Source organism: Bradyrhizobium sp. SZCCHNR1015 (assembly GCF_032489875.1).
In the GTDB taxonomy this organism is placed as follows: domain Bacteria; phylum Pseudomonadota; class Alphaproteobacteria; order Rhizobiales; family Xanthobacteraceae; genus Bradyrhizobium.
In genome coordinates, this window is the sequence record NZ_JAUEYW010000003.1 from 74,577 (window position 1) to 94,361 (window position 19,785).

At 61.0% G+C, this 19,785-nt stretch carries 22 protein-coding genes and 1 pseudogene; 12 read left to right on the forward strand and 11 right to left on the reverse strand.

Going from position 1 to position 19,785, the window contains the following annotated elements:
• Nucleotides 1-20: 20 nt before the first annotated feature.
• The 3 genes from QX128_RS06830 to QX128_RS06840 all read right to left on the reverse strand — a co-directional run bounded on the left by QX128_RS06830 (nucleotide 21) and on the right by QX128_RS06840 (nucleotide 3,010).
• Nucleotides 21-899 (reverse strand): toll/interleukin-1 receptor domain-containing protein, encoded by an 879-nt coding sequence (locus QX128_RS06830; protein WP_316237005.1) that lies wholly within the window; start codon nucleotides 897-899, stop codon nucleotides 21-23.
• Between the two features lie 237 nt (nucleotides 900-1,136).
• Nucleotides 1,137-1,913 carry a RelA/SpoT domain-containing protein gene (locus QX128_RS06835; protein ID WP_316237006.1) on the reverse strand — a complete coding sequence of 259 codons (777 nt, stop codon included), beginning with the start codon at nucleotides 1,911-1,913 and terminating at the stop codon, nucleotides 1,137-1,139.
• A complete protein-coding gene (locus QX128_RS06840; RefSeq protein ID WP_316237007.1) occupies nucleotides 1,910-3,010 on the reverse strand; it encodes a ParA family protein in 1,101 nt (366 codons plus the stop codon). Before QX128_RS06840 ends, QX128_RS06835 begins: the two co-directional genes overlap by 4 nt.
• Before the next feature lie 916 nt (nucleotides 3,011-3,926).
• Here QX128_RS06840 and QX128_RS06845 point away from each other — a divergent pair.
• Genes QX128_RS06845 through QX128_RS06855 form a run of 3 tightly spaced genes read left to right on the forward strand, consistent with a single transcriptional unit; the run spans nucleotide 3,927 to nucleotide 5,527 of the window.
• Nucleotides 3,927-4,331 carry a hypothetical protein gene (locus QX128_RS06845; RefSeq protein WP_316175082.1) on the forward strand — a complete coding sequence of 135 codons (405 nt, stop codon included), beginning with the start codon at nucleotides 3,927-3,929 and terminating at the stop codon, nucleotides 4,329-4,331.
• Between the two features lie 9 nt (nucleotides 4,332-4,340).
• Nucleotides 4,341-4,790, forward strand: a complete 450-nt coding sequence (locus QX128_RS06850) for a hypothetical protein (RefSeq protein ID WP_316237008.1) — start codon at nucleotides 4,341-4,343, stop codon at nucleotides 4,788-4,790.
• Nucleotides 4,791-4,792: 2 nt separating this feature from the next.
• Nucleotides 4,793-5,527 (forward strand): SOS response-associated peptidase, encoded by a 735-nt coding sequence (locus QX128_RS06855; protein WP_316237009.1) that lies wholly within the window; start codon nucleotides 4,793-4,795, stop codon nucleotides 5,525-5,527.
• A 20-nt stretch (nucleotides 5,528-5,547) separates the two neighbouring features.
• On the opposite strand, the gene QX128_RS06860 is transcribed toward QX128_RS06855, so the two are convergent.
• Together QX128_RS06860 and QX128_RS06865 are read right to left on the reverse strand one after the other, a co-directional pair.
• Nucleotides 5,548-5,892 carry a KTSC domain-containing protein gene (locus QX128_RS06860; protein WP_316237010.1) on the reverse strand — a complete coding sequence of 115 codons (345 nt, stop codon included), beginning with the start codon at nucleotides 5,890-5,892 and terminating at the stop codon, nucleotides 5,548-5,550.
• Nucleotides 5,893-5,989: 97 nt separating this feature from the next.
• On the reverse strand, nucleotides 5,990-6,844 hold the full coding sequence (locus QX128_RS06865) for a DUF3883 domain-containing protein (protein WP_316237011.1): 855 nt from the start codon (nucleotides 6,842-6,844) through the stop codon (nucleotides 5,990-5,992).
• 242 nt (nucleotides 6,845-7,086) lie between these two features.
• On the opposite strand from QX128_RS06865, the gene QX128_RS06870 reads away from it, so the two are divergent.
• Nucleotides 7,087-7,350, forward strand: coding sequence for a hypothetical protein (locus tag QX128_RS06870; RefSeq protein ID WP_316237012.1), 264 nt, complete (start codon nucleotides 7,087-7,089; stop codon nucleotides 7,348-7,350).
• A gap of 8 nt (nucleotides 7,351-7,358) precedes the next feature.
• Here the strand turns inward: QX128_RS06870 and QX128_RS06875 are convergent, their stop codons facing one another.
• The 3 genes from QX128_RS06875 to QX128_RS06885 are packed head-to-tail and all read right to left on the reverse strand — an operon-like array spanning nucleotide 7,359 to nucleotide 9,223.
• Nucleotides 7,359-7,964, reverse strand: a complete 606-nt coding sequence (locus QX128_RS06875; protein WP_316237013.1) for a cell envelope biogenesis protein TolA — start codon at nucleotides 7,962-7,964, stop codon at nucleotides 7,359-7,361.
• 18 nt (nucleotides 7,965-7,982) lie between these two features.
• Nucleotides 7,983-8,297, reverse strand: a complete 315-nt coding sequence (locus tag QX128_RS06880; RefSeq protein WP_316237014.1) for a hypothetical protein — start codon at nucleotides 8,295-8,297, stop codon at nucleotides 7,983-7,985.
• Complete coding sequence (locus QX128_RS06885) at nucleotides 8,294-9,223, reverse strand: Ku protein (RefSeq protein ID WP_316237015.1); 930 nt, start codon at nucleotides 9,221-9,223, stop codon at nucleotides 8,294-8,296. Before QX128_RS06885 ends, QX128_RS06880 begins: the two co-directional genes overlap by 4 nt.
• Nucleotides 9,224-9,422: 199 nt before the next feature.
• Here QX128_RS06885 and QX128_RS06890 point away from each other — a divergent pair, with 199 nt between their 5' ends.
• Entirely contained in the window at nucleotides 9,423-10,349 is a 927-nt protein-coding gene (locus tag QX128_RS06890) for a 3'-5' exonuclease (protein ID WP_316237016.1), read from the forward strand.
• Between the two features lie 87 nt (nucleotides 10,350-10,436).
• On the opposite strand, the gene QX128_RS06895 is transcribed toward QX128_RS06890, so the two are convergent.
• Nucleotides 10,437-11,897: an FAD-dependent monooxygenase gene (locus QX128_RS06895; RefSeq protein WP_316237017.1), complete on the reverse strand. Its 1,461-nt coding sequence runs from the start codon at nucleotides 11,895-11,897 to the stop codon at nucleotides 10,437-10,439.
• Nucleotides 11,898-12,176: 279 nt separating this feature from the next.
• Here QX128_RS06895 and QX128_RS06900 point away from each other — a divergent pair, with 279 nt between their 5' ends.
• Nucleotides 12,177-13,349 carry a cystathionine beta-lyase gene (locus QX128_RS06900; protein ID WP_316237018.1) on the forward strand — a complete coding sequence of 391 codons (1,173 nt, stop codon included), beginning with the start codon at nucleotides 12,177-12,179 and terminating at the stop codon, nucleotides 13,347-13,349.
• Between the two features lie 141 nt (nucleotides 13,350-13,490).
• Nucleotides 13,491-13,673 carry a hypothetical protein gene (locus QX128_RS06905; protein WP_316237019.1) on the forward strand — a complete coding sequence of 61 codons (183 nt, stop codon included), beginning with the start codon at nucleotides 13,491-13,493 and terminating at the stop codon, nucleotides 13,671-13,673.
• A gap of 269 nt (nucleotides 13,674-13,942) precedes the next feature.
• Here QX128_RS06905 and QX128_RS06910 read toward each other — a convergent pair whose 3' ends face one another.
• Together QX128_RS06910 and QX128_RS06915 are read right to left on the reverse strand one after the other, a co-directional pair.
• On the reverse strand, nucleotides 13,943-15,031 hold the full coding sequence (locus tag QX128_RS06910; protein ID WP_315804879.1) for an IS110 family transposase: 1,089 nt from the start codon (nucleotides 15,029-15,031) through the stop codon (nucleotides 13,943-13,945).
• Between the two features lie 516 nt (nucleotides 15,032-15,547).
• Complete coding sequence (locus tag QX128_RS06915; RefSeq protein ID WP_316237020.1) at nucleotides 15,548-16,636, reverse strand: IS110 family transposase; 1,089 nt, start codon at nucleotides 16,634-16,636, stop codon at nucleotides 15,548-15,550.
• A gap of 189 nt (nucleotides 16,637-16,825) precedes the next feature.
• Between QX128_RS06915 and tnpA the strand changes: the two are divergent.
• The 5 genes and pseudogenes from tnpA to QX128_RS06935 all read left to right on the forward strand — a co-directional run.
• A pseudogene (gene tnpA / locus QX128_RS33190) lies at nucleotides 16,826-16,990 on the forward strand (IS66 family insertion sequence element accessory protein TnpA); the annotation flags it as partial.
• Between the two features lie 314 nt (nucleotides 16,991-17,304).
• Complete coding sequence (locus QX128_RS06920; protein ID WP_316237021.1) at nucleotides 17,305-17,595, forward strand: restriction endonuclease; 291 nt, start codon at nucleotides 17,305-17,307, stop codon at nucleotides 17,593-17,595.
• A gap of 165 nt (nucleotides 17,596-17,760) precedes the next feature.
• Nucleotides 17,761-18,033, forward strand: a complete 273-nt coding sequence (locus QX128_RS06925) for a hypothetical protein (RefSeq protein WP_316237022.1) — start codon at nucleotides 17,761-17,763, stop codon at nucleotides 18,031-18,033.
• A 336-nt stretch (nucleotides 18,034-18,369) separates the two neighbouring features.
• Nucleotides 18,370-19,140: a hypothetical protein gene (locus QX128_RS06930; protein ID WP_316237023.1), complete on the forward strand. Its 771-nt coding sequence runs from the start codon at nucleotides 18,370-18,372 to the stop codon at nucleotides 19,138-19,140.
• Between the two features lie 11 nt (nucleotides 19,141-19,151).
• Nucleotides 19,152-19,784, forward strand: a complete 633-nt coding sequence (locus tag QX128_RS06935; RefSeq protein WP_172133944.1) for a hypothetical protein — start codon at nucleotides 19,152-19,154, stop codon at nucleotides 19,782-19,784.
• Nucleotide 19,785: the final 1 nt, after the last annotated feature.

Consider the following 19,785-nt stretch of genomic DNA (forward strand, 5'->3'; position numbering starts at 1 on the left):
CGGCGTCCCGTCCATAGTAACTAGGCGGAGGAAAGAACGGCCAAGCGCTCGCAGATGAACTGCGCGATCTGGCCCGGGCTGAATCTGCGCGCGTCGACGTAGCCGTCAGTCTTGAAAACGCCGTCTACGGCGCCATCGTCAGTTCGCACAAACATAATGCGAGCATTCTCGCGTTCCATAATGATCTCCCTGATCGCCCTAAACTCGATGCCGCACCAGTCCTTCCTCTGATAATCAGATCCCAGGAACACGACAATGAGCCGGGAACGATGCCGATAGATTCCCTGCAACAAGGTGTCGAGCGATGGCCGCGCCAGTTGCGACACGTAGTTGCTGTCGTAGAAGTAGGAGTTCGGGCCGATCCTTGCTTCTAGCTCACGCGCGACTTGCTCGACGATCGCTCTCACCTCTCCCGGAAAAGAAAGAGCCACGTCGAAATCATGCCTGGTGATGTCGACGGTCTTCGTTGCCTGTCCTGTCCACGACGGCAGCGCAATACGCCGCGCGGCATGCAGTTCCTTTGCAAGATTGACGTCCTTGACCGCCCAATGCGTCCTGTTCATTTCCCAATTACCGATGTCGAGCTCGAAGGTGAGCTGCTCCAAATCGTCGGCAGACAGAAATGGATCAATCGCTTGGAGCTCGTACTCGATCCGAACCTGCCCCTGCCGTTTGGCGATATCACGGATCAAGCCGAATTTCGGCGCGAGCTTATTGAATGCTTCGTAGGCGAAGATACACGGCAGGCGCTTCAGTTCCGAGACTGCAGCCTCGTCCAGCGCTCCAAACCGCGCGGTGATCGTGTTTTCAGTGTATTCGCGGACACAGCGTGAGAACTCGATCTGCCAGGGTTCACCGGTCCAAGCTTGGGCATTGGAGGAAACGAGAAGATTGTACATTTAGGCGATCGCTTCTGCCAGTTTCGGGATTTAGCTTCACACCTAGGAAAGTATCGTCGACGGTCTTATCGATATCTTCACGCTGGCGCACTAATCCGATTGTTCAAGATACAACGAACATGAGCGCAAGTCTCAGCTAGGACCATTCGGCTGTCGGACCCGCCGCAACGCTAGATCTGGCAACTATGCGCACTGTCATTATCGTTCTGAGACAGCAGACGCGTCGAATGATCGCCCTCAGTTGGCCTGCTGGACTCGCTGCAATGAATCTAGAAGACGGCTACCAGCACCTACGATCTTTGAGAGCACCTTGATCTGCTCCCGCAGTGAGACATTTAGAGTTGGAACTGGATAGTTGATCTGGTGATCAACTTCACCCCAAATTTCTTCGAACAAGGTACGGACCTGAACCTCGCAGCACAGCTTCGAATCCGCACGAGGCTTCACTAGATAATGGATGCTAGTGTAAGAAGTCGATTTCTCAGAAACCTCAAGGTCAAATCTATGGAAGTATGCGACAGCCTCTGGATCCCAAGTATATGCCTTTGGGCGTTCTGCGAGGAACCAATCGCCCTCATCCACCTTCCTGCGGATCACTGAGTCGATCTCAGAGAAGTGCTCTTGAAACAGATGCAATATACGGACTCCAGCAAGATCCGTTACTTTGGTGTAGAAGTCGTCGATGGTGATAGACTTACCTTCGGCGGCCTTACGAATGACTTTAGCTCGAAGGTGCGCTGGATCTTTCAGACGACTCTTTGACGAGTGTACCAGTCGATGGCCGTTAACGACCAGGGATGGGTTCTCGCCAATATACTGTTCGACCCCAGACATAAAAATTCTCAGGTCATGCGTCATAGCACCGTAGGCTGACACAATTGCATCCAACTCTGCATCGGTCGGGGCGGGCAGCGACAGAGCTGCCGCCCCCGCTTTCGCGGCACCGAATACTTCCGGCTCCACCGAACCCGGTGATGCATTGCTGCTTGGTGCATCGCTTGCGTCTGGATTCAAAGCTTAGCCACCCTTTCGAGAAAGTCCCTAGCAAAAGCGTGGTAGTTGCCTTGGGTTGCTTCGAATTTTCCCCGATTACCACCGATGGTGCTGCTATCCTCAGGTGCAAGCTCGATGCTCGGCAATTTCCACATTGGCTTATGGTACTTTTGCGACATCCCAGGAAAGGTATTGTGAGTATGAATAACTGCAGTTCCCCCTATCGAGCCAGCCAGGACTTTTTTGAACGGCAATGAATTTTCGGCATCTATGAATTTGGAGATCGTCTCAGGTATCTGCTGAGCATAGTGATAATGTGCGGTAGCCAGATCGAGATCGTTGAGCAGACCACTATAACGTTTCGCATTGTAGATCGTATATCCGATTAGCTTGACAAACTTCTTCGGAAATTGATCGCGCTTTGAATCTGACAGCAACTGAAAAATGGTGTCAAACTGCTTCCGCCAAAGGCGGAGGGCGCTGCCTATGTTTCGAATGCCGTAAACTGAGAACAAGTCAGGCGCACAGGGAATGAGAAACCCATCTGCCAATGTCAGCAGATGCCGGTTGAGAGCGCCCAGGCTCGGCGATGTATCGAAGATCACGAGTTCATACCCGCTAATCTGCGCAAATTGGTAAGCGATTTGGCGCACCCGCGTCGCCGTTCGAATAGCTAGGGGATCGCCTTGGTAGATGCCACTCCATCGCTCTCCGATTTTTGCTTCGAAGAGATGAAGCGTCAGGCGGCCAGGTATGAGGTCAACGTTCTCGGCCAGCTTGATAGGCGGGGGCAATCTGTCGATCTCAGCAGTGCCGTCTTCCGTGGGCTTAAGGTCGAAGTGAATTGATCGGGGCTCTTGAAGCATTGCCTGGAAATTGCGTGCCGGCGTACGCTTTCTTGTCGCAGCAAAGTCTTCGATAAAGTCGTCTTCTGCGGCCCAGATATCATGGATACGCTCCATCTCGAGCGAGAAGATTGTCAGATTGCACTGGGGATCGAGGTCGATTAATAGGACTTTTTTTCCAAGCTCGCCAAGCGCGTGAGCCAAGTGAAAGGTCAACGTGGTCTTTCCGACGCCGCCCTTGTTATTGAATATCGTGACAATCTTTGGTGTCATCAACTTCCCCGAGAAACATTTTCTGATTACACTATATTTGACCCGCGGCAAAGATACGAAATTCTGAGCTTCTGAAACGTCACGTGACGGATCATTCGGGACGCCCTGTGTTGGGGCTAGAGCTACACCGTATTCAACTTACCGCCCTCACGTAACCTTTGGCTTCCAACCATTCAAACTGCCCGTCGTGCCAGTTTGCCGCATTCCGTCGGGCAACTCCGGCCTTGTGTCGTCGGGCAAATCAGATCGATGCTTCCCGCCGTCTCCTGCTCACTAGAAGGGGCGTTTCGCGATCGTCACGGACCGTGGAGCGGGGGATGCGGTGGCCGCCTGGGGTCGCAGTGCGCGTTTCGCGTGCGGACGAACGAACCCTGGACGGACGGTCAAGCCGTGTGGTCCCGACACCCCGACGCTGGTGTCTTGGTCGGCGACATCCCGATGACGGGGGCAAGCAAGCCCGGTCCCCTGGGAGAGCACGGAGCAGCCGTTCAACCATCGCGCAGGGAAGGCCGGTTGTTCGGCCAATCCTGTGGTGACTGCCGCCTGCTTTTCTTTCTGCAGGCGGGCCATGGGTGCGGCCTGCACCCGGCCTTCCCTGCGCCCTTCTGTTTGAAGGGTGTCTCGATGAGCAAAGCTCGGACGCGAATGCGCGCCGCGAGGCTGTGGAGCCGCGTTTACAGTTCGGAGATGAAGGGTCGAGCGCCGGGGAATGGCGCTCCCTAGGGAAGCGAAAAAAGCCAATAAAATCAGCGGATTAAGAATCCGTTTGGGAAAGAACGGCATCGTTGTTCTGCAAAGCCTTTCAGGACCGTTACCCAAACGACGCGGCCGAACTCGGACGGCATCAGGCTCAATTTCAATAGATGTCCCCATGGGGGGACTCGACTCAAAGTTCTTGATATGTTCTCATTCTGCCATGATCGACCGCCCCGCCAGCTGGCGTATGCCGACACGGAAACAGATGGAGCATATGGCGCGCCGCGTTGGCAGGGAGAGCCTTCCCGTGCGCGGGCTGGCTCCGGGAGACGATTTGCCTGACGAATACTGGCAAGCCCTCCTGGAGGCCGCGGGCGCCGACGGCGGACAAGCCGGCCCCGGCACCTCCGAGCGGCTACTGCGGCTCAATCAGGTGCCCGGCCACGTGCTGCGGGTTGACTGCCGGCGGTGCGGCCGGATTGTCGAGATTCAAAAGGCCGATGCCCTCCGCCTTTACGGTGCGGAGGCGGTCTGGCGGGGGGTCCGGCAACGCCTCCTGGACGACACCTGCACCCATAGGACTGGGCGCTACGAAGAGGACGGCTGTTGGCCGTCGTTCGACTGACCACGTCCAATGGCGCCTAAACGTCGCCCGACGCCGCTCAGTGGAGGCGACCGCAAGGCGCTGCAGAAGGAGCTCGGCCGGGCCCGGGCTATGACGACCATCCTCGCCGAGCAGGCCGCCGACGCGCGGGCCGAGGGCGAGGCGCTGATCCGGAAAGCCGACAAGCTTCTCTGCGAAAGCTGGAACGAACGCATGTGGGCCAACGGCGGCCCGGTCGACCCGTCGCCGGCGATCGACCAGGCGATCAGCGGCGGCTACCCGTGGCTGGAGATTGAGTGCTCCCGGTGTAAGGCGCGGCGGGACGTCGACCTGACCACCCTTCATCATCCGCCGACCACTTTCGTCCACGATCTAGCCAGCCGGCTCCGGTGCAGCCGGTGTGCGGCGGCCAATCGCCGGCCGCCGGCGACGCTGTTACAGTTGGCGCAGCGCCCTCGCCAGGCCGCTCCGGAGACCTGACGATGTGCAACCTATACTCGATGACCAAGAACGCCGACGCGATACGGCGGCTTTTTGGGGTGCCGCAGGGGAACGACCGAACCGGCAATCTGCCGTCCATGCCCGGCATCTTTCCCGACTATCCGGCGCCGATCGTCCGCAGCTCGGCCGCCGGCCTCGAGCTCGCAATGGCTCGCTGGGGCATGCCGTCGTCGGCCAAGGCGCTCATGGACGCGACGAAGAAGCGCGCCGAGAAACTCGAGGCCAAGGGCAAGGCCGTCGACTTCAAGGAGCTACTGCGCCTGGAGCCGGACAGCGGGACGACCAACATCAGGAACGTCACCAGCGCGCACTGGAAGCGCTGGCTTAGCCAAGAGAATCGGTGCCTGGTGCCGTTCACCAGCTTTTCCGAGTACGACACCATCGACGGCAAGAAGGTGCCGGTGTGGTTCGCCACGGACGAGACCCGGCCTCTGCTGGCGTTCGCCGGCCTTTGGACGACCTGGACGTCGGTTCGCAAAGCTAAGGAAGGCGAGGTCACGATCGACGTCTACGGCTTCCTCACCTGCGAGCCGAACGCCGAGGTCGCCCCCGTCCATCCGAAGGCGATGCCGGTGATCCTGACTACGGCAGAGGAATACGACGTTTGGATGCGCGCGCCATGGGACGAGGCCAAGGCGCTGCAGCGGCCTCTTCCGGACGGCGCGCTTCGGATCGTTGCTCGCGGCCTCAAGGAGGACACCGGCGGCGGAGCGTAGGCGTTTGTCGACACGCGCACCTAGTACTTGGGCGTGCGGTGCGTACGACAATCATACGGCCCGTCCGATCCGGAGCCCTTGATCTTCGCGTTGTAAAATTGACCCATGGATGGCGCAGCCAAAAATGCTTCGAAGGTCGATGGAGGCATCTCGCAGTATGGGTAGTATACCGACCTCAGCTGCACCACCATGAACTGCTGGGACTTGTCGTAACACGCGCGGTTGACGAGACTGCTCCGTGTGACTTCGGTGCAGGAAAATGGCGCGAGATCTAGCTTGCCATAGTATTTGACGTCGATGACTTCCGCCATCGCCCAACTAGCGCCGGCCAAAGAAGCTGCGATCAATACGGCGCCCCTGTACATGCAGGACCTCCCACTGTAGACGTCAGGTGCTAGTTCGTCCTCCACGTCGGTGCTCAGCCGGCAACTTAGGCTGGAGTATGCCGCACCGCGATATAGTTTACCGGGGCACCGCCGCGTACTTGTCCGGGATGAGTTCTAGACTGGCGTCGAGTGGTGGCTTGACGTCAAACATCTGAACGCCGTTCTGGAAATGATATACTCGCCGGACGCGGTAAGTCGACGGGTTCTGAGCCGCAACTTCGTACTGGGTGCGCGACAACCAGAATCGAGTCCGCGCGTGCCCGTTTGTGGTTTTAATCTCGAGTAGCCGCTCCTCGCCGTGCGGTTCGAAAGATCGCACGTCATAGCCTCGATGATCTTCGCCGCGATCTGCGGGCCAATCCATTTCCTTGGCGAGATCCCGCCGGCCAGCCCGGCAGAGCCGATCAAATTCGAACTTGAACACCATTTCCTCGCCGGCGCGCCCCAGGGAGCGGTTGAGCTCGTCCCTCGCCGCCGGGTCGTATTTCCGGACCAGGCGCTGCAGCACCGGATGACGGTCCTGCATGCCTGAATTCAGGAACGCAGGTGGTGGGACCAAGACAGGCGCTCCCGCAGGCGTAAAACGCGGCGTCACGGAGATCGGGTTAGTGAGAACCTGCGGATGTTGTTCTAACTGGATCTCTACTGCCTCCACTAGGGAATCCTGGTAATTATGCGCGGGCACCAGCCCAGAGACCCAGGCGATCCCAAGCTCGTCCAGGACCGCGGATACGTTCCGAAGTTTCCATTCGATCGATTTCTCGGAGCGGCCCACCTCTGGTGCCAGTCTGCGGTACAAGTCGGCCTTGTTGAGCTTCACGCCGGCGCGCTCCTTCTCGAGAAGCGCGAAGTAGTTTGCGACCACGACGGCAACCTGCTCGGCTGTCCAGTCAGTTCCCTTGGATCCTTGCGCCGAGCCTTTGGTATTCACCGATCGCTTCCCGTGCCCACTAGAATCGTACCATGGACCTTTAGATCCGCAATTCACCAAGGCGCCCTTGGCGGCTGTGTTTTTGAGTCGGCCTCAGTGCGATTCGATCTCCTCGATAGAGGTCCGCCCGCACATTCCAGCCTGGCTCCAGGTCAGCATCGCCAGATTCGAATCCCTGATGCTCGCTAGCCGCACGGAACGATGAGGCGGGCGGAAGGATTCGTCCGGGTGGAGTGATTTCTATGCTGACGACGACCGAACGACGAGCTGGAATTCGAAGTCTGCGGGGTTGGGCCATCTATGTCCTCCAAGAAGCCGGCGCTATCCACGAATGCGAGGAGCACGGCTGGGCGAAGGACCGGATGGACCCGCACGCTCACCATCGCGCGGTCGAGATCGCCCGTCAGGATCATCCGGACGACATTACGGCCAACGAAGCCGTCGCAGAGATCCTCGATGTCCTCGGTTCGCTGGGAGACACCTGTCCGGAGTGCCCGCCGGAATAGCGCCACAGCTAGCTCCGTGCCCGGTGCAGCGCATCCTGTAGCTTTTCCCGCTCGGCCGCCCAGCGCGCATCCTCGGCTTCAATCCGTTTCTCCAGATCGCGCCGCTCGGTTTCGAGAGCTTCCGAACGGTCCTCATGCTGCCGCTGCGCGAGCTCCAGACCCGCCTGGGCTTTTGCGACCAGCTTCTCGCGTCTGGCCTGCTCCTTCTCCCGCGCCGCCTCTTCCCTGCGCCGTTCGGCCTCGCGCTTCTTCTGCTCGCGCTCGAACTCCGCGGCGGCTTTGCGCGCCCCTTCGACGCTGAGCGCGGGAGCCGTCCTCTTCTTCGCTGCGGGAGGCCGCTTTCTTTTCGCGCTGGCGGACCCGCCGTCTAGGTCAGGCAGGTCGGCATGCTCGGCGAAGCGGCCGCTCGACCCGGCCGGGCGTTTCAGCACCGCGCCTGGCTTCGCCAAGGTTGCGGCGACGATGTCCGGATCGTCGGTCTCCTTGGCCGCTCCCTGATGGAAAAGATTGCTGCCGGCGCCCCACGCTTCGAGCGCGGCCTTCATGGACGGCGCAGCGATCGCGAGATCGTAAAATCCGAGCGAGGTCTGATAGGTTTTCAGCTTACGTGGCACGGGAGTTTACCTGCACGATCATGAGACTTCAGCGTACCATGTGGCGTAAGGCGTGTTCTTCGCCATGTGGCGGTTGAAATCGGGTGAGCCGTCCGTCCACCAGACCGGCCCCCGCTCCCCCAGCGCTCTCTTGGCCTGGTCCACGGCGCGGTGTGCCGCGGCTTCGTCCTTAGGGTCCTCCGCCATCTTGGCCGCTCGAACGGCGCGCCTGGCCGACATCAGCTGGCGCGTCAGATCGGAGCGCTCGGTCTCTCCAAGCCTCGGATCAGCCATTCGCCAAAGGCGCCCGCGGACCACGAAGTAACGCCCGTCCGGAGTTACGGGATGCTTCAAGCGGATTTCCGTTGACGGCCGGCGGCTGGCTTTTTCGCCGGTGTCTCCTTGGCGGCAGCCTTCTTGCCGGCGATCGACATCAACATCTCCTTCTGGCCGGCAGCAGCTTTCTTCGGCTTCTTCGCGGGCTTGGCCGCCTCCGAAGGCTGCGCTTGCTGCCCGACCGAGCGGCGCAGCGCCTCCATCAGATCGACCACGTTCTCCCCCTTCGGCCGGTCCTTCGGGCGGATCGTCTTGCCCGCACGCTTCTGGTTGATCAGGTCGACCAGCGCGGTTTCATAGTGGTCCTCGAACTTCTCCGGCGTGAACGTCCCGGCCTTCTGGTTCACGATGTGCCGGGCGAGGTCGAGCATGTCCTTCGTGATCTTCACGTCCTGAATCTCTTCGAAATACTCCTGCTCCGACCGCACCTCATAAGGGTATCGCAGCAGAGTGCCGACCAGGCCCTTGTCCATCGGCTCCAGCGCGATGATGTGCTCGCGGTTCGTGAGCACGATCCGGCCAATCGCGACCTTGTTCATCTCACGGATGGTTTCACGGATCACCGCGAAGGCGTCATGGCCGACCTTGCCATCCGGGCGCAGATAGTAGGGGCGGATCAGGTAGCGCGGGTCGATGTCGGTCTTGTCGACGAACTCGTCGATCTCGATCGTGCGCGTGGACTCCAGGGCGATCTCCTCGAGCTCTTCCTTCGAGACCTCGATGTACTGGCCCTTCTCGAGCTCATAGCCCTTGACGATGTCCTCGTTGGGGACCTCCTCACCGGTGTCGGCATCGACCTTGACGTACTTGATCCGGTGACCCGTCGTCCGGTTTAGCTGGTTGAAGCTGATCTTCTCGGACTCGGACGTGGCCGGGTAGAGGGCCACCGGGCAGGTGACGAGCGACAGGCGCAGGAAGCCTTTCCAGTTGGCGCGGGGGGCCATGTACGCGGAACTCCGGTTTCAACGGTCCAGATTCAAGACGAATGACAGCGCCGGGTTCCGACATGGCGGCCGATCAAAATCGGCAGATCAGGCGATCCTCTTCGCACAGCCGTTGCGGCGGGAGGTGGGCCGAAAATGGCCGTGAATCGCCTGACTCTCCGATACCTGGTGGTCATTTGCTTGGGTATGGTGGCGCGTCATGACTGCCGCGCCGCGATTCCACCGACACCATTTTGACGAGGCTGCCGACTTGGCGGCCATGGCAGATGCCCTCGCCCAATCGCCCGATTACCGGGTGCTGCGCAGGCTTGTCCCCCGAGCCCCCTCCCCTGCCGCCATCGGAGAGGAGGTCAGGACGGCCGTCTTGCTGGACACCGAGACCACCGGCCTCGACCACTGCCGGGACGAGATCATCGAACTCGGCATGCTGTCATTCGACTACACTCGGGAAGGTCGCATCGTCGGCGTCAGGAGCGTCTTCTCCGCCTTCCACGAACCCAGCCGCCCCATCTCCGCCGAGGTGACGGCGCTCACCGGCATCACCGACGAGATGGTCGCCGGACAGCGTATCGATCCGGACGCGGTATCGGCGTTCGTCGCCGGCGCGGCCATCGTCATCGCCCACAACGCGGCCTTCGACCGTCGGTTCGCCGAGCGCTACTGGCCGATTTTCGAGCGTAAGGCCTCGGGCTGCAGCGCGACCGAGGTCGACTGGCGCTCACACGGTTTCGCCGGCGCGCAGCTGGGATATCTTCTGCACGGCGCCGGATTCTTCCACCAGGCCCATCGCGCCGTTGACGACTGCCACGCTCTGCTCGAGGTCCTGGATTTCGTCCTGCCGACGACGGGGGCCCCGGCGTTGGCTGCCCTACTCCAGACGGCGCGCAAGCCGATCATGAGGGTGTGGGCGGAGCAGTCTCCCTTCGGCCTCAAGGATACCCTGAAGAAGCGCGGCTACCGGTGGGCCGACGGCACCGATGGCCGACCGAAGTCCTGGTACATCGACATCCAGCAATCCGCCATCGAAGCCGAGATCGCCTTTCTCAGAGAGGAGGTCTATCTCTGCGACGTCGAACCCCGGCTGCAGCGCCTGACCGCATTTGAACGCTTTTCGAATCGTGGCTGAGAGGGGCAACCGCCGAACATTCGTCCCGAGAGTGCCGCGCGTCGCCCTTTCCCTCCCTAATGATTTCGTACCGAGTTGACACGTTCTCTAGTCTCCACACCACGTTCCCAGCGCGTCCACGAGACCAGCGTCAGTTCCGTCTCCGACCCAAGCGACATGACCGTCAGGACGGATGAGGACGGCGGACGGGGATGGGACTGTACCGATCACCGGCAGTTCGCACACACTTTCAAAACGTGCATCTATCAGCACGACGCGGCCCCATCGACCAACTGAGAGCGAGCCTGGAGTCCCGAAGTTGACCAGCACCGGTCGGGCTTCGTGCAGGAGCTCGAATATGCGAGCGGGCCCCTGGCCGTCGCCAATGCTAATGTCCAGATCGGGCATGCGGCGACCAAGCAGAGGATGAGTCCCCTCGTCACCATATCGGATGTCGAGGCCCGACATTGTCGCGGTGTACCATTTCCTTGGTTCATCCATCTGCATGACTTTGGCCATAAGCCCGCGGAGCGCGGTCGTGCGATCATCGCCTCGGTTCAGTGCGGTAAGCGCCAGCGTCTGCTCGAGCAGCGCCGCCCCGACGGGGTGCCGCTCCTCGTGATAGGTGGCCAGGAGGGCATCGGATGATATCCCCTTCACCACCTGCGCAAGCTTCCATCCGAGGTTGACGGCGTCTTGCATGCCAACGTTCAAGCCCTGCCCTCCCACGGGCGAGTGGACATGTGCGGCATCCCCTGCCAGCAGGACGCGTCCCTTTCGATAGGACTCTGCCTGCCGCGCCGCATCGGTAAACCGCGACACCCACGTGACGTCATTGACCCCTAGATCCGATCCATAGCCAGCCGCGAGCGCAATCTTGAGAGCCTCCTCGTCCGGGCTTTCACCCCGCTCCAGCTGTGTTTCTGTTGCGACGCCGCGCACGCGGGGGCCATCATCGAACCGCCCAAGTGCATATAAGCCGCGCTCGCCATACCTGATACCGAGAGGCGGATCGACCATGGCGGCCTCGAAGATGAGATAACTTGTCTGGGGATCCGATCCGGGAAATCGGATGCCGGCCGTCTTCCGCACGCGGCTACGTCCACCATCACAACCGACCAGGTAGCTGCAGCGGAGCGCTCGCCCGTCGGCCATTTTGATTTCTACGTATTCTCCGCCATCGACGAAGGTCCGCAATTCGCAGCCGCGGTAAACCGTCACGGCAAGCTCGGAGATCCAGTCGGCGAGCCCGCGCTCAATTTTCTCTTGCCAAAGACCGAGCGTGTAATTGTGGCGGGTCGGACGATCGCTGGCATCGACGATCATGCCGGCGACCGCCACCGCGTAGTGTTTCTTCCCTTGCGCGAGGAACCTGTCCGCAATGCCTCGCTGGTCCAAAATCTCTATGGCGCGCGGGTGCAGGCCGCTGGCTCGGGAACCCTCGACATCTTGATTGAGTCGCCGTTCGATAATCGCAACATCCACCCCCGCCAGAGCCAACTCACCTGCCAGCATCATCCCGGTCGGCCCGGCGCCGGCGATGAGCACTTCGTGTCCTTGTATCGACATTGCCACCTCAGAATAGACAGGGGCTGGTTCTACGGTGTGTCGGGGGACTTGAAGCAATTGGCTTGAAGGCCATATCTATGAGTTGGAAGGGTAGTATGCGGCCTCGCGCCGCGCTTCCAAACACCGATTCGTTTCGGAGCTTTGCGCTTTCCGTCCTGACATCGACGGAACCCCGCCGCGAACTGTGCCGGAGCAATAGTCCCACCAGCCAGGCCTGCCGCGACTGATCTGATTGGCCCTCAGGCTGACCCGGAGAAATTCTCGACCGAAGGGGAGGCGATGGTGGATCGCGGCCGATCAGGCAATAGACGAGACTGGCGCACGCGCCTTATCCAGCCAGAGGTTGAGCCGCCGAGTGACTTTGTCTCATTGGCGCCCGCCGTTCACCGGGGATCGACTGTGGTGTTCGAGCGCCTGGCGGACGTCCGGGACGATTGGCGATCTGGACGATACACCTACGGCCTTTACGGAACGCCGACCGTGCTCGAACTCGGCCTGCGGATCGCCGACCTCGAAGGCGCGCGGCATAGTTTTGTAGTCCCGGGCGGACAGGCGGCTCTCGTCCTTGTCTACCTCGCGTTTTGCACCGCTGGATCGCATGTTCTCGTGCCCGAGAGCGCTTATGGTCCGAACAAGGAGTTAGGCCCCGGGCTCCTGCAAGGTTTGGGCATCTCCGTCGAAACCTATCCACCGATGATCGGCGGCGACCTGGCGCATCTGATCCGGCCTGAAACCCGGCTTGTCTGGTGCGAGAGCCCTGGCTCGATCACGATGGAGGTCCAGGACGTGCCGGCCATTGTGGCGGCTGCTCGCGCACATGGCGTGCCCGTTGCGCTCGACAATACTTACGCCGCAGGCATACTGTTCGACGCCTTCGCCGCCGGCGTGGACGTGTCGGTCCAGGCACTGACTAAATATGTCGGCGGCCATAGCGACCTGCTGCTCGGCACGGTCTCCGTTCGGGACGAGGCAACCTACGAACGGGTAGGTTCGGTGAACCGGCTGCTCGGGCTTGCGGTGTCCCCTGACGACTGCGCCTTGGCGTTGCGCGGACTTGAAACACTGGCTGTCCGCCTCGATGCCCTCGAGCGCTCCACCCTAATTATCGCTCAGTGGCTGAAGGAACGGCCGGAAGTCGCCCTGGTTCTCCATCCGGCTTTTCCAGACTGCCCGGGGCATGAGATATGGAGAAACCAATTTACCGGCTCCGCGAGCGTGTTCTCGATCGTGTTCGCAGAGGATTGGCATGCGAGGCGCGTTGCCGGATTCGTCGACGCCCTCCGGCTCTTTCGTATTGGGTACAGTTGGGGCGGAACGACCAGTCTCGTCATGGCTTACCCGGAAGACGGTTCGAATTCGAGATCCTATGGAGCACGCTTGGTCCGCCTGAATATCGGGTTGGAGCAGACACAAGATCTAATCGACGATCTCAAACAAGCGCTCGCGAGCTGATCGCGACCTAGCGAGCGATCGATTATCGTCGCAGCTAGCTCCATTGCTCGACTGAGCTTCGCGTTCGGTCCTGTCTTTCAAGCTACTGAATGAGAACACTCGCTCGCATACGCTTGGGTTCGCTATGCTACGATGAGTGCCATGAAGAGCACTGATCTGGCAGGCAAAAACCGCAAACGCGGCACGCGCTGCGACCGACCGGCACCGTTGAACACAAGCTATGTCAATAGCTTGCTGATCAACCGGCGAGCCGCTTTTATCTTGCCGGGAGTAATCGGGCGCTTCTCCGCCTTCTGCTCCGACATGATCGTCTCCTCTGCTTGATATTATACGGCTGCACACGAGCGGTCGACAACATGGCATTGGTCCGGCTTTCGTCGTGATCTCGGGGTGATGACATCTGGTGGTCCATCCAGGAGTTCGTGCTCAACCCCGCCTGCCAAGCGGGCGCACATGTCGTCGTCAGGATCGCGGGGCAACACAGACACAGTAGCGCGCTCGACGTCTCAATCGAGCTGTCGTCGCCGGCAAGATAGCGTGCTCTCCGCATCCGCTTCGATCCACCAAATGCCTCTCCGCCGATCGGCGGAAGCTCAGCCAATCTTCTGTCGTCGCGCCGTCGGGTTGCTAAAACTCGGTTCAGCGGCACTTTCATCTTCGGCTGCGAACCGGAACACAGATCCGTCGATCCACATGCGATGCATGACCACCGCCAGCTTACGCGCAACGGCCACCACCGCGCGCTTGTGGCCACGCTTGGCTGCGATCCGGACACCCCAGGCCTTGATGCCGCACCATTGCTTGGAACGCACCAGCATTGCGCTCGCCGCCTCGTAGAGTACGGTGCGAACCTCCCCGTCGCCGCACTTCGAAATGTGCCCTTCGATGTCGATCGATGTGCCCGTCTGTATGCGCCGGGAGGTCAGCCCAAAATGCGCCCCTACGGTCTTGGACTTGCTGAACCGGTGCGGATCGTCGATCGCTGCCTTGAAGGTCAAAGCAGTCACGGGACCAACGCCTGGAATGGCGCAGAAGCGCCGGCAGAGCTCGTCCCGTCCGACCATTTGAACCAGCAAGTCGTGCAGCCTCTTGTACTCGGCCCATAGTGCTTCCCAGGCCCGTAACATGCATTCCGTTATGCCCCCAATCAGACTGTCATGAGCCACCAGGTCTCGCACCCGCGCCGTAAACGACGCCCGCTGAACCCGCGGTCCAACCAACAGACCGAACACCTTCAGCGACTGTCTGATTTCGTTTTCGATGTCGAGCAGCTTGCGCTTGAGCGTCCGCCGGTGACCGAGGAGCAGCCGTAGTTTATGGCTCTCCGGGCTCTTGACGTGGACCGGTCGATACCAGCCCGCCCGCACCAGATGCGCCAGACCGCGCGCGTCATTCTTGTCGGTCTTGTTGCGCTGCGCCTGCAGGGCCGCCGCTGCCTGCCGTGCTTCCAACAGCACCATGGGAAGGCCCAGGGACACGAGCTCACGGTGCAGCCAAGGTGCTACACTGCCTGCTTCATGGCCGACCTTGTCGAGCCGCGGCAGATACGGCGCAAGCGCTTCAAAGATGATCGCCGGATCGGTCAAAACGCTGGCTTCGAACACAATGGTGCCGTCGCGGCTGTTCATGACACAGATCGCGGTCTTGGTGCTCGAGGTGTCGAGCGCTGCTGAGAGTTTCATCGGCGGACGTCCTCTTCGGCGAATCAATGTTGATCCACCGCAATGCTGCGCCTTTGCCGTCAACACTGTCTCGCCTTGCGCGCGCCCGATTACGCCGACACTTTAATCGGTCGGATGTTCTGCCTCTCTGCCACGATCGTCTTCGTCGTTTTCGCCATCGGTGCTCTCCATCTTCATCGTCAAAAACACGCCTGCAGCGCGGTCTGATCTGCAGCTCTTCGACAGCGAGGAGTCCCAGTGCGCCGTGCAGCTTTCCGCGCTCAGCGGCGGCGTGGCGCGGCTGCACGATGGCAGCAACATAGCCGTCGCGGCGCAATTTTCCATCGGTCTGACGGAGCCACGTCACAGGCAATTTCGCGCGATCGCGCCGTCCCTTCGGACACCGCCTCGCAGGCAAGATAGCGTGCGTTCCGTCGTCTTGGATCTGCACCGGTCCTCATCCGCTGACAGCGGAGCTCCATCAATTCGCGCGTCGTCCGCGACGCCTGTTCGTTGCTGCCGGGCTGTTGCTACGATTCATGCCAGCGCGCCCAGCAGCCTGCGGTCCTTGCGCTTGGCATGCGCGGCCGCGTCGGCGGTGCTGACGGCCTGATCGCCGCAATACACCGTGCCGTCGCACCACATCGCGTGCATGATCACCGCCAGTTTGCGCGCCACCGCCACCACCGCCTTGCGGTGTCCAGACCGCTTGGCAACCGCCAGTCCCCAGGTCTTCACCTTGTCGCGACGCTTGAAGCGCGTCAGCAGCGCGCTCGCTGCCTCGTAGAGCGCGCGCCGCACATCGGCGTCGCCCGCCTTGCTGATCGGCCCCTGCACATCGATCGAGGTGCCCGACTGCCAGCGCCGCGACGTCAGGCCAAAATACGCCGCGACATCGCGTGACCGCCGAAAGCGCGACGGATCGTCGATCGCCGTCATGAAGCTCAGCGCGGCGATCGGCCCGACGCCTGGAATCTGCATGAAGCACCGGCACAGCTCGTGTCCGGCGACCAGCTTGACGACCAGGCCGTGCAGCCGACAGTACTCCTTCCACAGCGCCGCGCGGGCGTTCAGCATGGCATCGATCAGCTCGCTGATCAGCGCGTCGCCGGCCACCGCGTCGCGCACGGCCTGCGCAAAGGCGCCGCGGCCGACGCGGTTGAGCCGGATGCCGAACGCCTTCAAGGAGTGCCGGATCGCGTTCTCGAGATCGAGGAATTTGCGCTTGAGATTGCGGCGATGCATCAGCAGCAGGCGCAGCCGGTAGCACGGCGCGGTCTTGATGTGCGCGCGCCGGAACCAGCCGGTGCGCATGATGTGCGCGATCCCGAGCGCGTCCGCACGGTCGGTCTTGTTGCGCTGCGCCTGCAGCGCGGCGCGCACGTGCTGGGTCTCCAGACAGATCGCCGGCAGGCCGAGACGGAGCAATTCTGGGTGCAGCCACGGCGACAGCGCGCCGGCCTCGTGCCCGACCCGCCGCAGCCGGCCGAGATACGGCGACAGTACGCCCTTGATCGCGTCCGGGTCGGTCATCACAGCGACCTCCAGCAGCACTTCGCCCTTGTCATCGACCACACAAATCGCGGTCTGATCCATGCCGACATCCAGTCCGCAGAAGAACTCCATGGCGCGCCTCCTGTGTTGGGAGAGCGCTCATTCTGCACAGCCGCCGCTGCCGCGTCAGCAGACGGACGGTCAGGCCGATTACGGACGGCAGCTTTAATCGGCCGGAGGTAAGCGTCCGGACCTTGCACGTCTTTTCGGTAGTACATTGTCGCTCCATTTCGGGTTCTCTGCTGCTGTGGAGAATCTCCGGTGGGATCCAAACATTTCGAGAACAAGGCCCGCCGCGAATGGTGGTCGCTGCACATCGAAGCATGGCGTCGAAGCGCTCTCGGGATACGCAAATACTGCCAGCAACAACGTCTGACCGAGAACACATTCCGGCGTTGGCTGAAGCGGCTGGCCGCCGAAGAGGCTGCGCTCAAGCTCGAGAAACAACAGACGGAATTGCGCCGCGAGCGCGCCCGGGAGGAGCGGCAACAAGCCCTCCGAAAGCAGAAGCGATGCAGAATCACGGTCACCTCGGATGTACGCAATCGGGCGTCCCAAGCGTTCTGGGCGATGCATGTCGAGGCGCTGAACTGGAGCGGAATGGGTCTCCGCTCCTATGCCGTCGCAATGCAGCTGTCGCCGCACTCGCTGCGCAAATGGCGTGACGGGCTGGACGCTGGCGAGGTCACGATCGACTGGCGCGCCCATCTTCATCCCTCCGCCCGCCCCGCCGTGGCGGCATGGAAGTGCAGCATCAGGTGCGGCTGCCGCTTCCCCGCGGTCATTACGATGTCGATGTGTTTGCCGAAGAGACGATCGAGGGGATCACGTATCGCATTCTGTGCGAGTGCAAGAACTGGCGCACGAAAGTGCCGCAGGAAAAGGTACATGCCTTCCGCACCATCATGCAGGAGACGGGCGCCAATCGCGGCTACATCGTATCGCGCACGGGATTCCAGGCCGGCGCGATCGAGGCCGCGCAGGCCACCAATATCGAACTTGTGACCTACGCGCAGTTTCAGGAAATGTAATTCGCCAAATGGATCGCGCGGCGCTGCCGCGCTATCGAAGATGCGATCGGTAATTTCAACGTCTACTACGAGCCGCTTCGCCGTCCCGGCTATCATTTACTGCAGAGCGACGAGGAACGCGCTGCCTACGACGCTGTCTGGAACCGGTACTGCTTCGCCGGCGTCATGCTACTGCCGTTCTCGCCGTATCTGCGCATCGCCGGCCGGGACGTTCCGTTTCCGCCATTGCCATTCGACGTAAGCGAGCTCGATGCAAACGGCTTTACTGTGCCGGACGAAGTCAGAAACGCACGCGGCTATCGCGAGCTGCTGGCCTTGCTTGAGCACTATGCCCGCATCGGCCTCGCGGAGCTTCGCGAGGTGAACCCGCTGACGCGCGGCCAGCCTGCTGACGCCATCGTCGAGGAGCTCGATGCGCCGATGCCCCCTGCCCGCTGAATTGTCGTAATCTATATTATCACTTTTCTGTATTATCCTCATGCATCAGAGAGTTATGTGACTCACTCGCTGCGTTGCTTAGCCATGCAAATCTACAGTTGACGATTTGCACGATACCGCCTTGCCGCTTATCATTACGCGAGCTGAGGCCCTGAGAAGCCGGATATTCACGTAACGTCAAACACTTGCGGCGGCGCGCATGCCCTGCAGCGTCTCGCGAAAAAAAATAATGCAGCCGGGTGGTTTCGGCGGACCCGGCTCGGGGGATTAGCGGCATGCAAGGAGACCGGCCAGCGGCGGCCTCCATAACCACTGTTGCGCCAAGCGAGGCGGTCGATGCCAAGAGCACTGAACAAGATGACCAAGGGAGGTGCTGGCTATCAGCGACCCCCTGAAATTACGGCCGGTATCGATGCCGCCCTGAAGCAGGATCTGAACGAACAGTTCCGGCGGGCTAACATCGGCGATCCCGCCGATCCCGACTACATGCCGAGCGAATGCCTGCTTCATCTGGTGCGCGAGGCGCGCCTCACCGGCGATAAGCGCGCCGTCGACAGGCTTCTGCCAGCCCTGCTGACGCGATGCGAGCGGAGGCTGAAACGGACGATCCCGGATAGCTGGCCGGATGCGCAGGGACTCCGGGATGAAGTGCTCCAGACCTTCTGTGAGTTGCTCGCCCGCGTCGGCACCAATCATGATGCGACCGCGCTCGACATCTTCGAATGCAAGTTCAACAAGGGTCTCGCTACCCTTCGCTACCGGCGACTGAGGAGAGAGAACAACCGCGGCAAGCTATTCCGCGACATTGGCCGCGAAGTCGACGACGACGGCCAGCCTGTCGATCCGAACGACACACTTGGCCGCCTGTCGCGCGCAGCGCAGACTCCGGCCGGACAAGAAGACTTTGTCTACCTCGCCGAGATGCTCGAGGCGATCAAGGAGCTGCCGGCCGCGCAGCGCAAGGCTGTCGAGCTCTGCTGCCTGCAGGGCTACGCGCCAGGATCGGAAGATCCGAACGAGATTACAGCCGCGACGATTTGCGGCGTTTCCAGCACCGCCATCCGCAAAAATCTGCGCAAGGCGGCGGAAAAACTTAAGAACCGATGAGGAGCGTTGCTATGACCACCACACCCGCAATGCCACTGGACGACGTGTTGCACGCGTTCGCCATGGCGAAGGCAGTCCCCGATGCGGAGACGCTGGAAGAGTTCACGCGTAATTATCCGGCCTATGCCGATGCGTTGACGGAATTCGCCGTCGAATTGCTGCTCGACGACGCGCTTGCGGACGAGGTTACGGAAGCCGACGGCAGCGAAAGCGTGTCGCCCGCCGTCTCCCGCGCGATCAGCTACTTTCAGAACGCTGTTTATGAGGTCGAAAAGAACTCCGCGGCGCCGCTTCATTCCGTTCCGCAGGCCAGGAACCTGTTCGCGGACATGGATCGCGCACGGTTTCGATCGGTCGCCGGCAGCTTGCATGCGAACAACACGTTCATGATCAAGCTGCGCGACCGGATGATAGAGCCGGACTCGCTGATATCACGCACCGGCTTTTGCCGGAAGGTCGCCGAGGAAACCGGCGAACCAGTTGATCTGGTCATCGCCCATTTCAAGGGCGCGCAAGTTTTGGCGCGCGGCCAGCACTTCAAATCCGATCAAAAGCCCTCTCTCTCCAAGCGGGAAACCTTCGAAGATGCTGTCCGCAATTCTGGCCTGACGCCCGAACAGCAAGCCTATCTTCTTGGACTCTGAT

Coding starts and splice junctions, on each gene's coding strand:
- QX128_RS06830 (WP_316237005.1), bottom strand. CDS start 899: ATGTACAATCTTCTCGTTTCCTCCAATGCCCAAGCTTGGACCGGTGAA.
- QX128_RS06840 (WP_316237007.1), bottom strand. CDS start 3,010: ATGACACCAAAGATTGTCACGATATTCAATAACAAGGGCGGCGTCGGA.
- QX128_RS06845 (WP_316175082.1), top strand. CDS start 3,927: ATGATCGACCGCCCCGCCAGCTGGCGTATGCCGACACGGAAACAGATG.
- QX128_RS06850 (WP_316237008.1), top strand. CDS start 4,341: ATGGCGCCTAAACGTCGCCCGACGCCGCTCAGTGGAGGCGACCGCAAG.
- QX128_RS06855 (WP_316237009.1), top strand. CDS start 4,793: ATGTGCAACCTATACTCGATGACCAAGAACGCCGACGCGATACGGCGG.
- QX128_RS06860 (WP_316237010.1), bottom strand. CDS start 5,892: ATGTACAGGGGCGCCGTATTGATCGCAGCTTCTTTGGCCGGCGCTAGT.
- QX128_RS06870 (WP_316237012.1), top strand. CDS start 7,087: ATGCTGACGACGACCGAACGACGAGCTGGAATTCGAAGTCTGCGGGGT.
- QX128_RS06885 (WP_316237015.1), bottom strand. CDS start 9,223: ATGGCCCCCCGCGCCAACTGGAAAGGCTTCCTGCGCCTGTCGCTCGTC.
- QX128_RS06890 (WP_316237016.1), top strand. CDS start 9,423: ATGACTGCCGCGCCGCGATTCCACCGACACCATTTTGACGAGGCTGCC.
- QX128_RS06895 (WP_316237017.1), bottom strand. CDS start 11,897: ATGTCGATACAAGGACACGAAGTGCTCATCGCCGGCGCCGGGCCGACC.
- QX128_RS06900 (WP_316237018.1), top strand. CDS start 12,177: ATGGTGGATCGCGGCCGATCAGGCAATAGACGAGACTGGCGCACGCGC.
- QX128_RS06905 (WP_316237019.1), top strand. CDS start 13,491: ATGAAGAGCACTGATCTGGCAGGCAAAAACCGCAAACGCGGCACGCGC.
- QX128_RS06910 (WP_315804879.1), bottom strand. CDS start 15,031: ATGAAACTCTCAGCAGCGCTCGACACCTCGAGCACCAAGACCGCGATC.
- QX128_RS06915 (WP_316237020.1), bottom strand. CDS start 16,636: ATGGAGTTCTTCTGCGGACTGGATGTCGGCATGGATCAGACCGCGATT.
- QX128_RS06920 (WP_316237021.1), top strand. CDS start 17,305: ATGGAAGTGCAGCATCAGGTGCGGCTGCCGCTTCCCCGCGGTCATTAC.
- QX128_RS06925 (WP_316237022.1), top strand. CDS start 17,761: ATGCTACTGCCGTTCTCGCCGTATCTGCGCATCGCCGGCCGGGACGTT.
- QX128_RS06930 (WP_316237023.1), top strand. CDS start 18,370: ATGCCAAGAGCACTGAACAAGATGACCAAGGGAGGTGCTGGCTATCAG.
- QX128_RS06935 (WP_172133944.1), top strand. CDS start 19,152: ATGACCACCACACCCGCAATGCCACTGGACGACGTGTTGCACGCGTTC.